This is a genomic window from Leifsonia sp. CL147 (genome assembly GCF_900114565.1).
Lineage (GTDB): Bacteria > Actinomycetota > Actinomycetes > Actinomycetales > Microbacteriaceae > Leifsonia.
Window position 1 is genome coordinate 35314 of the sequence record NZ_FOTM01000025.1, and the last position, 20984, is coordinate 56297.

At 64.9% G+C, this 20984-nt stretch carries 16 protein-coding genes and 1 pseudogene; 9 read left to right on the forward strand and 8 right to left on the reverse strand.

Going from position 1 to position 20984, the window contains the following annotated elements; all coding sequences use genetic code 11:
• Positions 1 to 73 precede the first annotated feature (73 nt).
• Entirely contained in the window at positions 74 to 1489 is a 1416-nt protein-coding gene (locus BM287_RS16600) for a cation:dicarboxylate symporter family transporter (protein WP_090041936.1), read from the forward strand.
• Positions 1486 to 2328, forward strand: coding sequence for an HpcH/HpaI aldolase/citrate lyase family protein (locus BM287_RS16605; protein ID WP_090041888.1), 843 nt, complete (start codon positions 1486 to 1488; stop codon positions 2326 to 2328). The genes BM287_RS16600 and BM287_RS16605 overlap by 4 nt, the downstream gene beginning before the upstream one ends.
• Before the next feature lie 126 nt (positions 2329 to 2454).
• Here the strand turns inward: BM287_RS16605 and BM287_RS16610 are convergent, their stop codons facing one another.
• Both BM287_RS16610 and BM287_RS16615 read right to left on the reverse strand, forming a co-directional pair.
• On the reverse strand, positions 2455 to 3621 hold the full coding sequence (locus BM287_RS16610) for a cation:proton antiporter (RefSeq protein WP_090041891.1): 1167 nt from the start codon (positions 3619 to 3621) through the stop codon (positions 2455 to 2457).
• Positions 3618 to 3806, reverse strand: coding sequence for a DUF1918 domain-containing protein (locus BM287_RS16615; RefSeq protein ID WP_090041894.1), 189 nt, complete (start codon positions 3804 to 3806; stop codon positions 3618 to 3620). Before BM287_RS16615 ends, BM287_RS16610 begins: the two co-directional genes overlap by 4 nt.
• Before the next feature lie 220 nt (positions 3807 to 4026).
• On the opposite strand from BM287_RS16615, the gene BM287_RS16620 reads away from it, so the two are divergent.
• Positions 4027 to 5235, forward strand: a complete 1209-nt coding sequence (locus BM287_RS16620) for an alkaline phosphatase family protein (protein WP_090041897.1) — start codon at positions 4027 to 4029, stop codon at positions 5233 to 5235.
• A 111-nt stretch (positions 5236 to 5346) separates the two neighbouring features.
• On the opposite strand, the gene BM287_RS16625 is transcribed toward BM287_RS16620, so the two are convergent.
• From BM287_RS16625 to BM287_RS17925, 4 genes are all read right to left on the reverse strand, one after another.
• Positions 5347 to 5751, reverse strand: coding sequence for a hypothetical protein (locus BM287_RS16625; protein WP_139230721.1), 405 nt, complete (start codon positions 5749 to 5751; stop codon positions 5347 to 5349).
• A gap of 38 nt (positions 5752 to 5789) precedes the next feature.
• A complete protein-coding gene (locus BM287_RS18235) occupies positions 5790 to 5924 on the reverse strand; it encodes a P-loop nucleotide/nucleoside kinase family protein (RefSeq protein ID WP_280140969.1) in 135 nt (44 codons plus the stop codon).
• A 2-nt stretch (positions 5925 to 5926) separates the two neighbouring features.
• Positions 5927 to 6517 (reverse strand): hypothetical protein, encoded by a 591-nt coding sequence (locus BM287_RS16630; protein ID WP_090041902.1) that lies wholly within the window; start codon positions 6515 to 6517, stop codon positions 5927 to 5929.
• Between the two features lie 193 nt (positions 6518 to 6710).
• The gene (locus tag BM287_RS17925) at positions 6711 to 7016 is read right to left on the reverse strand and encodes a hypothetical protein (protein ID WP_090041906.1); all 306 of its coding nucleotides are present in this window, start codon (positions 7014 to 7016) and stop codon (positions 6711 to 6713) included.
• A 281-nt stretch (positions 7017 to 7297) separates the two neighbouring features.
• Here BM287_RS17925 and BM287_RS16640 point away from each other — a divergent pair, with 281 nt between their 5' ends.
• Positions 7298 to 7765: a P-loop nucleotide/nucleoside kinase family protein gene (locus BM287_RS16640; RefSeq protein ID WP_090041909.1), complete on the forward strand. Its 468-nt coding sequence runs from the start codon at positions 7298 to 7300 to the stop codon at positions 7763 to 7765.
• On the opposite strand, the gene BM287_RS16645 is transcribed toward BM287_RS16640, so the two are convergent.
• The gene (locus BM287_RS16645) at positions 7755 to 8354 is read right to left on the reverse strand and encodes a pyridoxine/pyridoxamine 5'-phosphate oxidase (protein WP_090041912.1); all 600 of its coding nucleotides are present in this window, start codon (positions 8352 to 8354) and stop codon (positions 7755 to 7757) included. The genes BM287_RS16640 and BM287_RS16645 overlap by 11 nt on opposite strands.
• A gap of 58 nt (positions 8355 to 8412) precedes the next feature.
• Here BM287_RS16645 and BM287_RS16650 point away from each other — a divergent pair, with 58 nt between their 5' ends.
• The 4 genes from BM287_RS16650 to BM287_RS16665 all read left to right on the forward strand — a co-directional run bounded on the left by BM287_RS16650 (position 8413) and on the right by BM287_RS16665 (position 19614).
• Positions 8413 to 8952: a GNAT family N-acetyltransferase gene (locus BM287_RS16650; protein ID WP_090041915.1), complete on the forward strand. Its 540-nt coding sequence runs from the start codon at positions 8413 to 8415 to the stop codon at positions 8950 to 8952.
• Between the two features lie 491 nt (positions 8953 to 9443).
• Positions 9444 to 12323 (forward strand): DNRLRE domain-containing protein, encoded by a 2880-nt coding sequence (locus tag BM287_RS16655; RefSeq protein ID WP_139230722.1) that lies wholly within the window; start codon positions 9444 to 9446, stop codon positions 12321 to 12323.
• A 116-nt stretch (positions 12324 to 12439) separates the two neighbouring features.
• The gene (locus BM287_RS16660; RefSeq protein WP_170857603.1) at positions 12440 to 18664 is read left to right on the forward strand and encodes an RHS repeat domain-containing protein; all 6225 of its coding nucleotides are present in this window, start codon (positions 12440 to 12442) and stop codon (positions 18662 to 18664) included.
• The gene (locus tag BM287_RS16665) at positions 18661 to 19614 is read left to right on the forward strand and encodes a pentapeptide repeat-containing protein (RefSeq protein WP_090041923.1); all 954 of its coding nucleotides are present in this window, start codon (positions 18661 to 18663) and stop codon (positions 19612 to 19614) included. Before BM287_RS16660 ends, BM287_RS16665 begins: the two co-directional genes overlap by 4 nt.
• A 267-nt stretch (positions 19615 to 19881) precedes the next feature.
• On the opposite strand, the gene BM287_RS16670 is transcribed toward BM287_RS16665, so the two are convergent.
• Entirely contained in the window at positions 19882 to 20409 is a 528-nt protein-coding gene (locus BM287_RS16670; RefSeq protein ID WP_090107356.1) for a DUF1444 domain-containing protein, read from the reverse strand.
• Positions 20410 to 20778: 369 nt separating this feature from the next.
• Between BM287_RS16670 and BM287_RS16675 the strand changes: the two are divergent.
• Positions 20779 to 20984, forward strand: a pseudogene (locus BM287_RS16675) (transposase); the annotation flags it as partial.

A 20984-nucleotide genomic window follows, 5' to 3' on the forward strand; every position in this document is an offset into this window, starting at 1 on the left:
GCCTCCGCAGGCTGATGGTGCACCACCTCAGGTGGATCAGGCACAACGACGTTCCGATCGAATGGACCATCCCATGCTAAAGAAGCCCGGCGCCCGCCGCCGAATCAACCGAAACCACTACCTCTACTTCGCCGTCATCGTGGCCGTGATCGCCGGGGCCATCGTGGGTATCGTCGCCCCGGCGTTCGCCGTCACGCTTCAGCCGATCGGCACCGCCTTCGTCGGCCTCATCAAGATGATGATCGCGCCGGTGATCTTCTGCACGATCGTCATCGGCGTCGGCTCGATCGCCAAGGCGGCCACGGTCGGCAAGATCGGCGGACTCGCGCTCGGCTACTTCCTCGTGATGTCGACCTTCGCGCTGGCGATCGGGCTGGTGGTGGGCAACCTGCTGCACCCCGGCACCGGCCTCCACCTCCAGGGGATCAGCTACAAGGCCACCGGCGAGGCGGTCTCGGGCACCGACTTCATCCTCGGCATCATCCCCGTGTCGCTGTTCTCGGCGTTCTCGTCCGGCAGCATCCTGCAGGTCCTGCTGGTGGCGCTGCTCGTCGGCTTCGCCGTCCAGGGCCTCGGCGCGCGCGGCGCCGGCATCGTCAAGGCCGTCACGAGCCTGCAGGCGGTCGTCTTCCGCATCCTGTCGATGATCCTGTGGCTGGCTCCGGTCGGTGCGTTCGGCGCCATCGCGGCCGTCGTGGGCGGCACGGGAGCGGGCGCGCTGGTGAGCCTCGCGACCCTCATGATCGGCTTCTACATCACCTGCGCGATCTTCATCGTGGTCGTGCTCGGTCTGCTGCTGAAGGTCGTCACGGGAGTGAACATCTTCTCGCTGCTGAAGTACCTGCGCCAGGAGTACCTGCTCATCGTCGGCACCTCCTCCTCCGAGGCGGCCCTGCCCCGGCTCATCGCCAAGATGGAGCACCTCGGCGTCTCCCGGTCGGTCGTCGGCATCACCGTCCCGACGGGCTACTCCTTCAACCTGGATGGCACGGCCATCTACCTGACGATGGCGTCGCTGTTCATCGCCAACGCCATGGGCACGCCGCTCGCCCTCGGTGAGCAGATCGGCCTCCTCCTGTTCATGGTGATCGCGTCGAAGGGTGCTGCGGGCGTCACCGGAGCGGGCCTCGCGACCCTGGCCGGCGGACTGCAGACGTACCGCCCCGACCTGGTCAACGGCGTCGGCGTCATCGTCGGCATCGACCGGTTCATGTCCGAGGCGCGTGCGGTGACCAACTTCACCGGCAACGCGGTCGCCACCCTCATCATCGGACGCTGGACGCGGCAGATCGACGCCGAGCAGGTCCGTCTGACGCTCTCGGGCGCACGGCCGTTCGACGAGGAGACCATGGGAGAGGACCACGGCCTGCCGCCGGTCGAGGCTCCCGTCGCGACGCCGGTCCCCACCACCGCCAACCTCCACGCGATCGTCGGCACCACCCCCGCGGACACGCAGCTGGAGGAGTCGGCCGGCGGACGGAACCGATGACCCACCTCACGGAGAGCCGCGCAGCCACCGCCCACCCGGCGGTGCCTGCGCGGCTCGCGCGCTCCTGGCACCTGGTCTCCGGGCTCCGGCTCGAGGATGCTGCTGCATCCCGAGCGGATGCCGTCGTGATCGACCTCGAGGATGCGGTCCCCGCGGCCGAGAAGGAGTCCGCCCGTCAGGCCGCGGCCCGCTTCCTGGACGACCGGCCCGCCTGGGTCCGCGTGAACGACGTCACCTCGCCGCACTGGGCGCACGACCTCCGCGTCATCGGGGCGTCGCACGGTCTGCTCGGGATCATCCTGGCCAAGACCGAGTCGGCCGCCGATATCGAGCGGACCGCCCTGGCGCTGGCGCGGGGAGCGAAGATCGTCGCGCTCATCGAGAGCGCGTGCGGCCTCGAGGCCGCCTCCGAGATCGCCCGGCAGGAGAGGACGTTCCGGCTGGCCTTCGGGTCGGGCGACTTCCGGCGCGACACCGGGATGCACGACGACCCGGTCGCCCTCGCCTACCCGCGCTCGCGGCTCGTGGTGGCCAGCGCCGCGGCCGGGCTTCCCGGACCGATCGACGGGCCGACCCTCGCGGACTCGCCCGACCGGGTGTCCGAGGCGACCAGCGCCTCCCGGGCCCTCGGCATGACCGGCAAGCTGATGCTGCGCTCCGCGCACGCGGCAGCCATCAACGAAGCGCTGAGCCCGTCGCCGGCGGAACTCGCCTGGGCGGAGGCCACCGTGGAGGCGGCGACCGACGGATCCGCCATCGACGGAAGCTACCTGCCGACCCTCGCCCGCGCCCGGGCGACGCTGACGCTGGCCGCCGACCTCGGACTCGCGCGCGGCTGACGGGTGGGGCGCGGCCGACGGGTCGGGCGCGGCCGGGCCCGGCCGGGCGGGCCGGGCGCGGTTGCGATCGAAGGAGAATCGGGCCCGGATCTCCTTCGAATGGCAGTACTGAAGGAGATTCGGCGGTCAGGCCTGCGAATCTCCGACGGTGGCGAGAGGGTGTTGCTGCGTGCGGCGCGCCAGCGCGCCGACCGCCACCGCCGCGACCGCGACGCTGATCAGCGCCCCGAGCAGGAGCGCCGATCCCTCGCCCGGGAGGAGGCCGCCGGCCTGCAGGCCCAGTGCCACGGCCGCGACCGGCACGCCCAGCTGCCCGGCGGACACGACGGCCTGACTCCAGGGCAGGCCCGCGGCCCGGGATGCGGTGTGCGCGATCACCGCGCTCGCGCCGAGGCTGACGCCGAGCAGCACCATCCAGGGATGGCCGCCGAGGTCTCGCAGGTCCAGCGACGCGCCCAGCCAGACGAAGAAGAGGGGACCGAAGAAGCCTTCCGTCATCCCGAACAGCTGCCGGGCGAGCCGATGAGGCTCCCCGATCGCCGAGAGCACGAGGCCTAGCGCGAACCCGGCCAGCATGATCGAGAGCTGGGCCGTCTGCGCGATCGCGGCGAAGACGAAGAGCACGAGCATGCTCAGCCGGAGCTCGAGGGCGAAACGCCGCCGCTCCGAGTAGGCGTGCATGCGCCGGCGCAGGCCGTTCCGGTCGAGCCGTGGCAGAACGACGACCAGTGCGATCGAGACCGCCGCGATCACGACCGCACCGATCGCCGCGGGGCCCGCATCCTGAGGGGCGACGGCGAACGGAAGGGCGACGATGCAGACGAGGTCGGCGACCGCGATCTGCGCGATCAGCGGGCCGAGCCCCGCCGACGAGAGCCCGACGGATCCCAGCATCGGCAGGACGACGGCAGCGGACGACGACGCGAGCACCACGGCGTACATCGCCGCATGCCCGGTCCCGAAGGCCGTCGCCAGGACCACGCCCAGGATGGCGGCCGCCACACCCGCGACGGCCGCTCCCGCGAGGCCCCGGAGCCCGACCGTGGAGCGGAGGCGCGGGTCGCGCAGCGGGATCTGCGAACCGACCACCACCATCGTCAGGCCGAACCCGATGTTCGCGAGCAGCCGGAACGCGTCGGTGTGCGGATCCACCAGGCGCAGCCCGGTGTCGCCGATGAGCAATCCTCCCGCGAGCTCGCCCACGACGACCGGGACGCGCCACGCCGCCCTCGCCGAGAGCACGGGCCCGAGCAGCCCGATCGCCACGATGAGGGCGAGGGAGGCGGCGGTCACCCGGCGTGCTCGACGTGCGCGTCCGGGCCGGGGACGACGACGGCCGTGTGGTCGGCGTCCTCCCAGCGGACGACGTAGGGCGGCTCTCCTTCGTTCCCGTGCACCTCGACGATGACCCCGATGCGTTGTTTCCCGGCGACACTCCTCGACATGACGATCAGGCGGTCTCCGACTGAGGCCTGCATGCGCCCACCTCCTCGATGCGGATGACCCCAGAATGCTCGCTCCGCACCCCGCCCGCAACCGTCCCGTCCCCGCTCCCTCACCCCCCACCGTCGAGTACACGAAGATTGCACGCTGCGGCGGCGTGTCGCGTGCAGTCTTCGTGTACTCGACGGTGGGGCTGGTTCTGCGAAGTCGCTCACAGGGGTGGCGGGGGAGAGGCTCGCGTGCTTGCCTGGCGGCATGGCAGCGGTGAAGCGCGTGATCGTCTTTCTGCAGGAGAACAAGACAACCGACTTCTACTTCCCCACCCTCGCCGACTGGGGCGCCCAGGTGGCGGACAATGGCGGTTTGCGCACGACGGCCCCGGATTTCGACCAGCCGCACGATCGCAACGCCTGGGTGCACTACCGGATGGGGGACTACCCGGCCGAGCGCATGCAGCTCGACAACGACCAGCTCATCCCGTACTACAGCTGGCTCGCCAAGACCTTCGTCTTCAGCGACCACCACTTCGGGTCCGGCTCCAACTCGACCCCCGGGCACATGCTGGCGATCGGCGGCCAGATGCCCACCCTCAAGAACCCGCCGTTCGTCGGACCGCATCCGGTGTGGAACCTGCCCTCCATCTTCAGCGTCGCCGAGAAGGCCGGCGTCAGCTGGGCGGCCTTCCCCGACCAGGACGGGTACCCGACGAAGTTCTACACCACCCTCACCGAAGCGCCGGGAAACGCCAACCTGCACCCGCCGTCGCAGTTCATCCCGATGGCGAAGGGAGGGACGCTGCCGGACATCTGCTACGTCTGGTCGCCCGCGGGCTACGACGAGCATCCGCCCTTCACGAGCGCGCCCGACTACCTGACCAAGGGGCAGGGTCTCGTCTGGCAGCGGGTGCAGGCCGTGATCGACGGCGGAGGCTGGGACGAGACCGTGTTCATCCTCACCTGGGACGACTGGGGCGGATACGCGGACTCCGTCCCGACGCCCGCCATCGAAACCGTGCCGGACGCCCTCCACCCGGACGGTTTCCCGATCATCGGCGGCTCCCGCATCCCGCTGCTGATGTTCGGCGGTGCCGTTCCGCAGGCGATCGACTCGGAGTGGCACTCGCACGCGTCCATCCCGAAGACCATCTGCGACCTGCTGGGCCTCGGCACGTTCGGTGTGCCGCGAGTGGATGAGGCACCATCCTTGGCGCAGCTCGTCCAGCCGGGACTCGGCCGGCCGGTGCCCCCGGCGCCCGGCAGCGCGATCACCCAGCCGACCCCTCCGTCGCCGCGGCCGACGCCCGTGGAGCCGAAGCCGTGGCCCGGGCCTCTCGGCCAGCCGCTGCCCGCGCTGGTCACCCTCGACGGGAGCTCCGTCCCCGCGCCGACCGACGGCGTGGTGCGGAAGTCGCCGCCGAAGGCGCCGGTCGCGCCGCCGGTCGCGCCGGTCGCGCCGCCGGCGTGAGTCGCTGCGCTTGCTCACGGCCCTCGCGATCGAGTGGTCCCAACACGCCGTATGGGCCCGCTGTGACACGGCGTGTTGCGACCACTCGATGCCGCGCGAGCGGACGAACCGCTATTCGACGGTGATGGTTGTGGAGTACCCGGCGCAGGATCCCGTGTCGACGCAATCGTCGTAGGTGCTGCCACTCACCACCACGAAAGCCTCACCGTGCGGGAAATCGGCGGGCACCGTGAGCTCCGTGCCGAACGAGCCGTCAGGCGCGACTCTCACGCTGATGGATTCCGAGTGGATGCCGCGGTGCCAGAGGACGATGGAATACGTATGGCCACCCGGGTAGCCCAGGTCGCAGCGCGCTGCGGCGCTCGATATGGTCACGGCCCCACCTGCCGCCACGCTCGTCGGCGTCGCCTTCAGCGGCTCTGGAAAGCAGCGTGCTGCCGGAGCGCACCCGGTCACCATCAGCGATGCAGCCGCAAGGGAGAGAGCGAGGCCTGCTGCGGCCAGCCGGCGGTCCATGGTGCCTCCCTGTCGGCGGACGAGTGGAGTGGTCGACTCTAGTTGTCGAAGAGAACCTCTTTGATCGTGTCCTTGGCGACGGAAGGGAGCTGCCACCGCTCAGCGATGGCGCGACTGATGGTGGTCTTTCCCGAGGCGGGACGGCCCACGACGAGGACGACCGTCTGTCCCACTGCTAGTCCTCGCCCCACACCGGGCGCGCTTGCGAAGCGAGCTCGCGCAGCGGCACACTGTCGAGCACGACGCGGGACTCTGGCACATCGAACGCGGGCCACTGGACGACCACCTCCACGGGGCCTTCCGGTGGCAACGGCCATAACCACAAGGCGTCGTCGGCCCGGTAGAAATCCTCGGACCCGCCCCCGCCCCCTCCCGTGTGGCTGAGGGTGTGGCTTTGAGGCGTGACGCCGTAGACACCCGGCGGCGAGCCGAGGATCACCTGCTGACCGTCGCCGAGCAGGACCCCGTAACGGAGGCGCTTGGGGTGGAAGCGTACGAAGTGGTCGTTGATCTTCGACTGCATCTCGCGCCATTCCTGGCTGCTCGCACGTCCGCGCCGGATGCGGCGGTCGATCAGGAACTCGACGCCATTGCTGTAGACGCGAACCGCCGCCAGGATGATGGCGACATTCTCGGTGACGGCGATCGTCGCGTCGATCGGGAAGAGGGGAGCGAACTCTGTGTCCGACGGCTTCCACCACGGCGTGGGCTCGCGCTCCGGGCCTTCGCTCTCGACTTCGGGCGGGTCCGGCGGAAAGAAGCTCACGGGGCCAAGACGATCACACCGCCGACGCTGACCGCAAGAGTCATCCCAGGCCGGGGTGCAGGATCGAGTGGTCGTAACGCGCGACGACCAGCATCCCGACACCGAAGTCGGCAGCGTAGGGGTGGCCGACGCTACCTCGCAGGCAGCTGCGGAATTCCGCTGTCTAGCGGGGGTCGGTGCAGCGACGCGCCGGCTAGAACTTATCGGGAGAATCCACGGATTCGCCGACGGTGATCTCCGGGGCTACGTTCGGGTCAGCGCCGACAGAACCGATGAACGACATCAGCTCGGGATCGCTGAAGAACGTGTTGAACGCGTCCGCGGACTCCCATTCGTCGATGATGAGGACGTATCCATCCCCGGAGCCGAACTGGTGGTGAAGGGCGCCTTGCTGCCGCCCCATCTCCGCGATCCTTCGGTAGTCGTCCGCGCGTTCGGTGAGCGATCTCTTGAACGCGTCCACATCGGCGGAAATCTTGACGGCGACAATGACAGACATGGCGATGACCTCCTAGGGCCCCCGATTCGGTGCCGATAGTACCGCCGGCCGAGACGACCGGCAATAGACCAGAGCGTGCTTTCGCTACGCACAGGCTGGGCTCGGGCGCGACGCCGGGCTCGGGCGACGCTCGACGTTTGGCGACCGAGTCTCGAATGCGTTCGCGTTTGATCTCGAGTTCCATCTGCGCGAGCGCTCGGGTTCGCTGAACGGCTTGGCGTTGGTAATGACGGTGTCGAACCCGGGCCAATAGAGTCGGCATAACGAGCAGAGTCGTTCTCATGTGTGGGCCGGCAGGTGCAGGCAAGTCCACCGTTGCTCGACAGTTGGAAGCAGACGGGACGACTCGGCTCTCGTTCGATCAGGAGGCGTGGAACCGCGGACTCCGGGTCATGCCGCTTTCCCCGGAGTTGCGCGAGGAGATCGAGCGTGAGCTCAGAGCCCGTCTCGTTCAGCTGGTTGCTGATGGCGTTGACGTCGTTCGTGACTTCTCGTTCTGGTCACGCCGCGCACTCATCGAGTACCGCGAGCTGCTGCGTCCGCTCGGCATCGAACCCGTAACCGTGTACCTCGATACACCACGACAGGTGGCGTCGGAGCGGATGCGCGCTCGTCGACTTGCGCACGAGGACGACTACCCATTGGACGAAGCGCTCATTGCCGCATACTTCGATCACTTCGAGCCGCCCACCGAAGCTGAGGGCCCACTGACCGTCATCCACATCATTTCGTATTCGCTCAGCCGGTGACCACTGGGCTCCGATCGAGCGTTCCCTCGCCACCGTCTCGCGACTTTGTCCACGACTCTCCGTCGCGCTCATACACGACTCGAATGTGACGCCGATCTGGTGAACCTTGCCAGAATTCCACGCGCTTCGGCTCAACCCACCACAAGGTCCAATCACCCGGCGCGACGCCTTGGCGTGCTGATGCTGAGCGCCCGGCGAGGTCGGCGGCGCTCTCCTCCAGCGTTGCTTCGCGGACTGCTCCGCGCACGCGTACGGCCCGCACGATTGGCTGCCACCAGAAATTCAGAGCGGCCACCGGGTTCGTACCTAGCTGCACCCCTTTGGCGGAGGAGCGCAACCCAGCGACCGCCCAGCCACGAGAGCCAACGTCCTTCAGGATGAGAGTGCGCGCATCGGGCATACCGCTGGCATCCACCGTTGACAGCGTCGCGGCGTGGGGTTCTGGCACTCCAGCGTCTGCTGCTTCGACTATCCACGTCGTGAACAATTCAGCCGGATCGCTCGCCAGCACCGTCAAGTCGAGCGGCGGTGGCGATCCGACAAGGGCGGGCTGAGCCCGCAGCCAGCGGGCGAAGGTGTTCGTCGCCATAGCATCATCCTCGCCCTCCCGCGTGGGGCATGAGCGGAGTTCCCGCATAATCGTCGGTATGAACCACGCGCGAGTCTCCGGTGGCGACGTCGTCGTTGAGACGGAGCGTTTGCTGCTTCGGCGTTGGCGAGTGTCCGATGCCGCCCTCCAGCGGGAACTGTGGACCGAGCGCGATCCTCGCGTGCCTCCGCATCGTCGGATAGACCCGGACGGTCACCCGACAGTGGAGGATATCGAGGACTGGTTCCGTCGGGGGGACCCAGATGCTTCGCTGGGACTTTTGGCAGCACAGCGAAAGAGCTCAGCGGAGGTCATCGGCTATTGCGGTCTGATTGCGAACGTGCACGGACAGGATGGCGAGCCGGAATTGGCGTACGAGTTTCTCCGCAGGGTCTGGGGTCAGGGATTTGCGACCGAGGCATCCTGGGCTGTGCTCGCCTGGGCCAAAGAGTCGGGCTACCGACGAGTATGGGCGACCGTCCGCGACTGGAACACTGCCTCGCGTCGTGTGATGACCAAGCTCGGGTTCGTCGAGACCGGTCGAGTGGAACCTGACGGTGCCCACGGAAACTCGCTGTTCTACGCGAGAGACCTCTAGTCGCAGTCATCGCGACGCGCGCAAGCCCGACGCCGAGATTGACCACGAGTATCGCCGGCTCGCCGATGGTGAGTACGACGAGTCGAGCCCCTCCGGCGATGGCCTACCGATTCCGGGCATAACTAGGCGCTTGCCGCGGCTTAGCCGTTCCGGGGAGTTGGCGTAGTTTGCGGCCGCCTCGTTTAAGGCGCCGTCAAGGAGGCTCCCAAACACCGTACGGCGCCTGAGAGGTTTCACATATTGGGTTTCTCGTACGGTCAATCTGCCCCCAATAGGGGGTGCAAAACGGGTTCTGCGTGTCGCCTGCTATTCCTTTCCAGGACGTACCGGCCCTACGGTTTGGTTTGGTCGAGCCGCCACTGGGGAGGTTCTGAGACTTCGGAGTCACATTGCGTCAGGCGCCCGCGCTCGCAAGATCCACAAGACCGCTCCAGGTTCGAAGCAACAAAGCATCGCTCGGTTCACTTCGCAGAAGCCGAACTGTACTTGTAGTGGCCGCTTTCTCGCTCTGCGTTGCGGCTCAGGCAACCGCGCTGGCACCGGCTGGTGCGGCCGGACCGCTAGTACAAGCGGATATCTCGACTGTTGCAGATTCGGCGACTGCTGACACCGAGGCCAACGCCTCCGTGATCGCGGTCAAGTTTCAGCATGACGTCACGGTCACATCCGAAACGTCGCCGACGCTGTTGACCACGGCTCTGGCTGTCGGCGGGTTCAAGCAAGAGGCGGACCAGGTCCCTTCGCGCGTGCTTCAGAACGGCGCATGGACGCCCGAGGACACGACTCTGGGTTCCGCTGTCGATGGATGGTTCAGCCCGCGCGCGGCGGCTGCATCAGTGCGTTTCTCCGCTGGCGGTACCACGCAGATGGCCCAGGTCCAAGTGCCGAGCGGGGACTGGGTAACCGAGTCGTGGCCCTACGGAGCCCTTCCGACGCCCCAAATCAGCGGATCCAGCGTGACCTATCCGAATGTCTTCCCCGACGTGGATCTTGAACTCACGGCGACGGCGCCGGGTATGTCAGAGGTCCTGGTGGTGAAGACACCGGCCGGCGCCGCGGACCCCCAACTCGCGAACGTACAGTTCGGCATCGCTGGCGCGACACTGACGGTTGCGAATTCCACCACGAAGGCCCTTCTGGCGACTACGCCTGGTGGGGCCAAGGCAGTCTCGGCCGCGCCACTGTGGTGGGATTCCGCGGGAGCCAAGGCGGGCCCGTTGGGGGCTGGTGGCGGTGATGCTCGGGCGATGGCCTATTCGAATACCGCGACATCAGTGGGTTTGAAGGTCGACTCGGTCACTGCAACGCCTAATCTCCAGTATCCGGTCTACATCGATCCCGATTGGAGCAGCAACTCCGCATATCTGCAGGCCGATTGGTACGACGACCGTGCATACCCGAACCAGTCGTATCTGGACCCGAGTTCGGACAGCGTCGGATACGGCATCTCCGGTGGCATCGGTTACCTGTCGCGGGCGTTCTTCCAGTTCCAGACGAGCCAACTCGCCGGCAAGTACATCTCCAGTTCTCAATTCCGCGCCAACCAGACGTATTCAAACAGTTGCGATACCACCACAACGCAGTTGTGGAACTACGGTCCCTCCACGAGCCCTGGGTTCACCTGGAACCAGGAGCCGGCAGCATGGAACACCCTGCTCGACCAGAACGTGGAGGAGAACGGCGGACCGTGCGCGCCAGCCGCCAACTGGGTGGGCCTGAACGCCACCAGCGCCGTCACCGCTGCGGCAGCCGGCGGTCAGGGAAGTATTCAGCTCGGTCTGCGGTCGGCGAACGAGGGCAACAGCCTGACGCGGAAGCATTACGACTGGAACGCCCAGCTGATCACCATCTATGACACGCCGCCCAATGCGCCCTCGAACCTGAAGTTCGGGTCGGCGATCGGCAGCAAAGGCTGTGGGACGCAGACCAGCCCGACGCCGTTGAACCCGACAGTGGCCGGGGTGAACCTGCCGATGCAGGCCGTGATCTCAGACGCCGACAGCGGCCAGACGGTCCAAGGGGTCTTCTACATCGACGACATGAGCGTGAGTCCTATCGTAGGGACTGCGTCATACACATCTTCGCTCCTGAATCAGGGTTCGACGTTCGTGTGGAATTACACGGCGCCGACGACAGGCTCGAGCGCGTGGGTCAACGGGCACACCTATAAGTGGTACGTCGTGTCCCGCGATGACACAGGAATGGCCGGACCGCACTCGATCGACTGCTTCTTCAAGGTGTACACGACAGGTCCGTCGGCGGCGAACATCTCTGTCACGCCCACTGCCGGTCAAACTTTGGGGGACGTTGCGACCGCAGTGATCACGGATCCCACCGATCAGGCGTCCATCCAAGGCTATGAATACTGGGTTACTCCGGGAGGCACCGTCTCGGCGGGCGACCCGCCCGTGGCCGAAACGGTCAACGCGCCCTCGCCGTGCACGGGCGGCCTGACGGTAACACCGGGCGGCAATCTTGTGGGCTTTGCCTGCCCGTCCGGGACGAACGGCCAGGCCACGATCAGCATCGGGATGCCGGACCTCACCTCGGTTTTGAATGTTGTGGCATATGACGCGGCAGGTAACGTGTCGCCGCGCATTTCGGGTTCCGATCGTGGTGCATATGCGGCCTTTTCCCTGAAGCCTGCGGCGAACCTCTCGTTTGAGACGGGCGGTCACCAATGGACGACCGACTTGGTCAGCGGGAGTCCGATACCCGATTCGAATACGACGTCAAATGCGACCAATCTTAACCTCGCTGGAGACGTGTCGGTCGCGAGCGGAAACTCACCCGTCTATTCGGGTTCGGGTACGTCGCTCGCTTTCACAGGTACCAACGGCCAGGCGCCAACAGAAGCGAGCCCGGTTACCGGCGGCTCGCTGCTCAACTCGAGCGCGTCCTTCAGCGCGAGCGTTTGGATGGAGCCGACAACCGCGGGAGAGAGTGCCACAGCACTGTCCCTGGTCGGTCCGCAGGGGTACGGGTTCTCGCTAGAGCTCAGCCAAGGCCACCCGGTGTTCTGCATGCGCAGTCAGGTCGCGGCCACCCCGGCGCACGGTGCTTGCCTCACCGACACCGTCGACACGCCCGCGGTAAACACCTGGACGTGGGTGACCGGGGTTTATGACGCCAAGAACCATCTGATGCGCATCCTGTTGAACGGCTCGACCCAAAGCACGGCTGTCATGATCTGGGTTGATGACACGACTGATCCGGGAGCGTCCGGACCGCTCGCGGTCGGGTCCGACGTCACTTCAACCGGTATCACAACCCAGGAGTGGGTCGGGCAGCTCGGTAGCCCCGCGGTTGTACCCGGAGTTATTGACGGAAGCCAATTGGGTCAGCTCATGAGCGACTCTGACCCTAGCTAGCGCACCATTCCCCGCATCGAACAGCGTCAAGAACAGAGGGCAGCATGCGAGCACGTCGAGTTGGGCCGGCCGGTTTTCTTAAGCGTGGAGTAGGCGCGGCAGCGATCGCAGTGCTCGTGAGTGCGCTGATCACCGCTACCCCTGCGTTTGCCACAACGGAGGCACCCAAGCCTGTGCTGGGCAAACCCGTTCCTGGTCATCACGCCAACAGTGTCGCTTCCGCGACCGCCGCGCCTTCTTCGAACAGTGTTAAGCCCGACCTGAAGAGCCTGCCGAAGGCGGGCACGTACACGGTTGCAACAAAGCCAGATGGACGCCGAACGGCGATGAAGTTCGCGGGGAAGCGGTTTGGTGATCTGCTCGGGGCGTGGCAGGCGGTCGGCGCTACAGGAATTGAACTTGCACCAGCCGACGTCGGCTCACACTCCGGCCCTTCGACCAGCGTGAAATCCGTGACGGCCCAAGTTCTTTCCGCGTCCCAGGCAAAGAAGTTCGGGCTCTCCGGGCTGGTGATCCAGCTCCAGCGCTCGGACTCGGCTCGCTCCCAAGCGACGACCGCCATCCGAATTCCTGCAACGCTTCTCAACTCACTGTTTGGCGCAGACTACGCCTCCCGCATTCACTGGACCGAGCTGCCCGCGACCAAAGCGAGCTCCTCACCAAAAACCAGCGCACTTTCCTCCGTGGCCGACCCGTCGAGCAAATCGGTCGTAACCGCGGCCCAGGTCTCCGCAACGCCCATGCTTCTCGCGGCGACCGCCGCTCCCTCATCGACTGCGGGGACCGGCACTTTTACCGCCACCTCACTGAAGCCCTCCGACACCTGGGACGTCAGCGCCCAAACGGGCGACTTCTCTTGGACCTACCCACTGCGGGTGCCGCCGACTGCTGCCGGGCCCGCTCCCGATCTGTCGCTGGCGTACGACTCGCAGTCGATCGATGGCGAGACAGCCTCCACCAACAATCAGCCCTCATCGGTTGGAGATGGCTGGCATATCACCGGATCCGGATTCATCGAACGCACGTATGTTCCTTGCGCATTAGACGATGGCTCCTCGGGTCCCGTCACCACCTCCGGCGACCTGTGCTGGAAGACCGACAACGCTACCCTGGACCTCAACGGTCACACCGGCCAGCTCGTCCAAATCGGTACGAGCGGTAACTGGCGGCTGCTGCACGACGACGGCACGCGCATTCAGCACACGAGCGGCGCGTCCTGTGGGAGCAACGGAACCTACGACAGCGACTGCTGGACCGTCACCACAGCAGACGGCACCCGCTACCTCTTCGGCGCAAACCCGTCCTCGAACTCCACCTGGACGGTCCCGGTGTTCGGGAACGACCCGGGGGAGCCGTGCCACGCCGCGACGTTCGCCGCGTCATCGTGCAGTCAAGGATGGCGCTGGAATCTCGACGAGGTCATCGACACAAACGGGAACGCCGAAGCCTTCACCTACAATGCGCAGACCAACGAGTACGCGCTAAATGGCACCACGGCGACACCGTATGTCCGCGGCGGCGAACTCGCATCTATCCAATACGGTGCGCCCAGCTCGAGCATCCACACCGCAAACACACCCTCCCAAATCGTGTCCTTCGGGTACGACAGCTACGGCCGATGCAGCGACGCGAGTCACGCGAATTGCACCGCAGAGCCAGTTTCAGGAAGTGCCGTCACCCCAGCTGTCCCCGCGAACTACCCGGATATTCCGTACGACCAGAACTGCACCACCGGAACGTGCTCAACGCAGCTCTCGCCCACCTTCTGGTCCAATTCGATGCTCGACACGATCACCACCTCCGTGTGGTCCAGCACGGCCTACTCCACCGTCGACACCTGGACGCTTGGCCACTCGTTCCCGGACCCCGGAGACAGCAGCAGTGCTGCCCTCTGGCTCACATCAATCACGCACACCGGGCACGTAGGCTCTACCACCGGCCTGAGCGAACCGCCCACAACCTTCACCGGACGCACGCTTCAGAACCGCGTCTACGCCATTGACGGCGAACTGCCCCTGAACCGGTACCGGATCTCCGGGATCACCTCCGCTCTCGGCGCACAGACAACGGTGGGCTACTCATCACCACAGTGCACCGCCGCGCAGGTTTCCGGGATCGAGGCGAACCCGTGGTCGAACAACGAACTGTGCTTCCCTGAATGGTGGACCCCGCAGGGCGGCACCCAGCGAGAGGACCTCTTCAACAAGTACGTCATCAATAGCGTCGTCAGCAACCCGACAACAGGGGGAAGCAACGACGTCATCCAACAGTCGACCTACACTTACGGCACCCCGGGCTGGCGATACGACACCTCACCGTTGATCCCGGACGCCCAGCGCACCTGGTCAGTCTTCGCCGGCTTCAACACCGTCAACGTCCTCACCGGTGACCCGACGATTCCAGCCCAGGAACACGAGAACGACTACGTGTACTACCAGGGCCTCGACCAAGACCGGGCCAACGCGTCGGGTGGAACGAAGACCGTTGACGTCACCGGCACGACGATCCTGGATTCGCTGTGGTTCGCCGGCAGGGTCTACTCACAAAAGACCCTCAACGGCGCTGCAGGGTCCCAGCTCTCGCAAGCGATCCACACGCCATGGGTGTCCGCTGCCACCGCGACCGACTCCAGCGGGACTGCCTACCTGACCGGTGACGCGCAGACGGTCGTAACCACACCGAACTCCACCGGCACCGCCACCACGACCACGAACACAACGTTCGACCCCACCTATGGATTCGTCACGCAGGTGGACACTGAGCACTCCGACGGCGCCACAAACACCTGCCAAACAATCACGGCGACCGCCCCGAATTTGACCGCCTGGATCATCGGCGCGACCGCCGAGAGCGTCACGGTCGGCCAGAAGTGCGGAACCAGTCCCACCTTCCCTGCCGACGCGATCTCAGACACCCGAACGTTCTACGACGGCAGCAGCACCCTCGGTGCGGCTCCCACAATCGGGAACGTGACCTCAACACAGGTGGCAACCAGCTACACCAACGGTCAACCGCAGTTCACGACCGCATCCACGACAACCGTGGACAGCCTCGGACGCCCGCTCGCGCGAACGGACGTCCTCGGCCACACGACCACCACGACTTACACGCCCACAGCGGGCGCTGCCCACGCCGCAGCCAACAGCTCACAGTCGGTCGTGAACAACTCCGCACCGGTTTCCTGGACCACGTCGGTTCAGTTCAACCCGGCACTCGGCCTGGAGACCTCCGCCACAGATCAGAACGGACTGGTCACCAGCGCCAGCTACGACGCGCTCGGCCGGCGAACCGGGGTCTGGCTACCCGGGAACGCCCAAAGCACGAACCCCACCAACCCGAACACGGCATACACTTACGCCCTTTCCCAGACCGCCGCATCATCGGTCGAGACCACGACGTGGACTTCGAACTCGACCCTGAGCAGTTACACCCTGTATGACGGACTCGGCCGAGCAGTCCAGACACAATCCCTCTCACCTGCCGGTGGCACCATCGTGACCGACACCGGCTACGACGCCAACGGTCAAGCCAACTTCACCCAAGGCCCCTATTGGACGACCTCCGTGACCCCGTCGAGCACGGTCTTCATCGCCAACAACCCACAGAACATCCCAACCTCGCTCGTCACGACCTTCGACGGCGCCGGCCGGACAACCGCTTCGATCACCAACAGCTACGGCACGGAACAGTTCCGCACCAGCTACGTCTACCCGTTCACCAACGAAACCGACACCAACCCCCCGACCGGCGGGACACCCACGAGCGTCTTCACGAACTCTGCGGGACAAAAGACGAAGCTCGTCCAATATCAGGCCGCGTCTGTATCGACCACGGCCCCGACCGACACCACGGCGTACACCTACGACGCGCGCGGAAACATGTCCTCCATGACCGACCAGGCCGGTAATGCGTGGAGCTGGACATACGACGTCCTCAACCACCAAACCTCGGCCACCGACCCGGACACCGGGACGACCTCAACCAGCTATGACCTAGCGGGCAACCTACTCACCAGCACCGATGCTCGCGGGCAACAACTGTCGTACACCTATGACCCGCTTAACCGGAAACTCGCCGAATACGCTGGCGGTACTACGGGGAGCCTCCTTGCAGCGTGGACGTACGACACCGTCGCCAACGCAACCGGTCAACTCGCCTCTTCCACCAGCTACCAGGGATCCGTGCCCGGAACTCCCGGCGCCGCCTACAAGGCGACGGTCAACGGGTACGACAAGGCGTACAAGCCCACCGGAACCACACTGAGCATTCCCGCCGGAGCTCCCGCATTCGCCGGCACAAGCTACACCACATCGAACATTTACAACCGCGACGAAAGCCTCGCCGCGGAGATCCTGCCCGCCGAAGGCGGCCTCGCCTCCGAAACTCTCCACTTCACCTACAACACCACCGCTCAACTCAGCGGGCTGCACGGCTCAACCTCCTACGGCGTCGTCTCATTCACCGGGATCGGGCAAACAGCGCAGATCCAGAAGGGAACCAGCGTTCTCGACACGACAAGCTTCGGCTACGACGCGGCCACTGGAGCGGTCACAGGAATCCAGGAAACCGAGTACAACGGCACCGCATACTCCACCCCAGCCACCCTCACGTACGGCCGCGACCACAGCGGAAATGTCACCAGCCTGAAAAACGCAGGGATCTCCGCCACTGACACCCAATGCTTCAACTACGACTACCTGAAAAACCTCACCCAAGCCTGGACGCCCACCGACGGCAACTGCACAACCGCAGCATCCGCAAGCAACATCGGGGGGCCCGCTCCTTACTGGGAGAGCTTCAATGTCGATGACGCGACCGGCAACCGGACCCAAGAAGTCCAGCACGGCACCTCGGCCAGTGCGCCATCGACGACGAACACATACTCGTACCCGGCAGCCGGCGCAGCCAAACCACACGCCATCACGACAGTAGCGGCCACCGGTGGGACCACTTCGACATCCAGCTACAGCTACGACGCAGCCGGTAACACTGCAACGCGCCCCGGGCAGACCCTCACGTTCGATGCAGCGGGCAAACTCGCCTCAGACAATGTCTCATCGCACACTCAATCGAACATCTACGACCCATCCGGGAACCTCCTGCTTCAAACAGATCCAACCGCGGGAAGCACCCTCTTCGTCGGGGATACCCAACTCCACGTCACACCCGGGACGACAACCGCCTCCGCAGTACGTGACTACAGCATCAGCGGCCAGCTGGTTGCCGAACGAACAACCCAGGCTGGTGTCACTGGGTCCGTTTTGAACTTCGTCGGAACCGACGCCAACGGAACCCCGTACCTCGAGATCAACAACACAACAGCGGCCACGACCGAGCGGTATTTCGACCCATACGGAAACGCCCGCGGTACGTCAGCCAGCTGGTCAAGCACCAACACCTACCTCAACGCGCCACAATCGACCACAACGGGTCTAAGCATCGTTGGAGCCCGCGCGTACGACCCCACCATCGGGAAATTCCTCTCCGTCGATAGCGTCCTGGCTCCGGACAATCCGATGCAGAACAATGGCTACACCTACGCCCTGAATAACCCGATTACCCAAGCCGATCCCTCCGGCAACGAACCCACGAACCCCGACCCTAGCTGCAATACCGCCGCGTGCCGCAACGCCTACTACGGCGCACCAGCCAACGGCGACGGAACCGACATCTCCAACGCTCCACCTCCCGCGGGTAACGGCGGATCCGGTCCGAGCCAACACCAATCTTCCGACAGCTCGGGCGACGCCAATCTCTTGCACGCTCCCACGAACGCTAGCCAGTTCTTCAGCTTCTATACGTGGTCGCCTTTGCCTGACAAGTTCAAGAACGGCCCTGTCGATTGGACCGGACTGGGGGAAGCCGCTGGTACGGCGGTCGTGGTGGGTGGAATAGCACTCACGGTGGTCGGGTGTATTGCGGCGACCGAGGGGGTCTGCGGCGCATTCCTTGTCGAAGAAGGCGGCGCAGTCACCGAAATCTCGACTGAGCAGTCGGTAGCTGAAATCAGCTCGATACTCCAGGAACACACCGACGCCGCCGTGGCCAGATTTGACGCCGGGGACATTGCGTTGTCTGCCAAGCAGGAGCTGGCTGCCGGCAAGAACGGCAATCTATACGAAATGTTCAGAGGGCAGGTCCTCGACAGTGCGATCAAGAACTCTGTCGAGGGCGACTCTCGTCTGAGCCTTTGGATATCCAAATCTGGCGAATACGGCCCCGACTTTCACGACGTGAATACAAATACTTGGTGGGACATCACCACTCCCGGTAGGTTTCAAGCGCACTTGAACCAGTACAGCGACCCGTTCGGTCAGGGAATAGGCTTGTTCACGAAATGACGATGGTCGAGCTGCGGAAACGTTGGGATACTGCCGAAGGTCGAGCGCTTGCCGCTGCGGTATCCGCGTGGCTGTATGGGCGCGCGCGTCGCCCGCGAAATCTGGACTCGATCGATGGGCGCCACGATCTGCGCGGGCTCGCGATGCACCATCTGCAAAGCCAGCGACCCGCGACCATCTACGGGACCGTGGAGAACGCGCGTTGGAAAGACTTGGACCTCCGTGGCGCGAGCTTGGACCACATGCGGTGGTCGTCGGTGGAAGTCGGGGGATGCCTTTTCGACGGTGCTTCGCTCGATGGCTTGCGTGTGTGGGAATCGTCGATCGAACACACGTCCTTCACGCGTGCGAAGCTAGAGGGGGCGCTCATCGGCGCGGGCGAGAAATACCCACGCAACCAGTGGCGACACGTCAGTTTTCAGCGCGCGAAGATGCGTGACGCCATCATTCACAATGCCGACCTCGACGATGTGGATTTCAGTAACGCCGATCTGAAGGGCGCTTCGTTTCGCCATTCGAGGCTCGAAGGAATCCGTTTCGCCGGTCCGCTACGGGATGTGCTGTTCGAGAATAGAGACTTCGTCACCGTGACCAGCGTCGGGCATCCGATGCGCTCGGTGGATTTCAGCGACTCCGAGTTTTACGATGTCGAGTTCCGCGGTTCACATTTCGATTCCGTCACGTTCCCCACATCCCAAGAGCACCTGCTTATCCCTCGCTTTCCGTCGGCTGCCCGGTGGGTCCTGCACCGGCTCGAGGGTGACGACTCCGAGTGGTCACGAATGCTCACGGCGATGCTCAGCGGTGGGCTGGTCCGTCTCAGCGCGGAGGATTCCACCGGCTTCTTTATCAGGGACGACTTCGTTCGCTGGGAAGGCGAAGGGTTCGCCGACTTCGTATTCGATCTGCTCCGCAGTGCCTCTCTCGCGATAGCTGGCGAAGCTCCTTGACCCGATGATTCGTCGGCGACGCCACTCTCGGACAACGAAGCTGGAACAAGATCCGCAGTTCCGTGACCGGGTACAGTCCCTACTGGACACTGGGATGAAGCCACAAATCTGTGCTTAAGCAGAGCGATATTCACCGCCGCTGCGGGCTGCTGCTCCTGGGTATCGCGTTTGTTCTTATCGCGGGTGGCCTCCTTATGTACTCGCGAACACGACCCCTCAGCCAATGCCTTCCTAGTGTTGGAGAGATTGCTTCGATAGCGACTGGCGTCAGTCGATCGGATGTGGCCAGCCGGCGGTGAGGGCGAAAAGCTCCGGTGTCAGCGGGCGCGCACCGTCGGATTCATGTTCGCGGACGAAGTCACGGACTTCGTCTCGGGACGAGGCGTCGGAAGCAGGGAACACAAGCAGCGCCTCCCGATGCGGGACTGAGGCAACCAGTTTGGTCCCCAGATGCGGGCCGAGTATCGACAACAAGGACGGCAGGATCAAAACGCTCGACGCTGCCCAGTGACCGCCAAATAGCGCGAACGGCATCCCTCCCGGACCAGTCGGGAAAACGCGCGAACCGATCGCTCCGGATCTGAGCAAGGCATCGAGGTTGGCGATCGCCTCAGGCAGACAAACCTCAATACCTCCACCGCCAGAGGCCAGGCGTTCAGGTCCAGCAGAAGCGACCACCCCGTCGTGATCCTCCACTATCTGAACAAACACGCCATGGCCGATGCCGCGCGACAGCGAGGCGTCGCTCGTTCCGGGGTACGCATCCGTCACAAGGTATGGGTAGATGAGCGACATCCCGCGATTCTCGACGTTGTGGGAAATGTTCGCGGCACGACACGCGGAGGTGCTACGGCGATCCGAGAGCACCAAGGTGACTACTTAGCCACGTGGAAGGTCTTGTTGTTGACGATCAGGAGGACTATTCAACGCCGGGGCGCACGTGACACTTGGTTACACGAATGCAAGATCAGCAAGCGACCTTGCCGGGTCATTCAGAACCGTTAGCGCCTCAGCAGGGGATTCCTTCGCTGCTGTGGGTGGAACGTAAGTAGTGCCCCGTAATGTGGTGTAGCGCGGTGGCCGGCTCGTCGTTTCGGACGTGGGCGCGGTCACCGTGTGATCCTTCGAGAAGTCTCTTACCTCCACTCGAAAGGCATCATCACGATGACCGCACTTCACATTGTCGACCCTGCGAGCGTGCTCGCTGAAGCCTTGACCGACGCGTCGGGCGGATCTGATGCGCAGCCTGTTGCAGACCACGATCAATGCGCTCCTCTCCGCGGATGCTGACGCCGTCGTCGGCGCGGAATGGGGCAAGCCCAGCCCCGACCGCACCGCGCAACGCAATGGCTACCGGCACCGCGACCTCG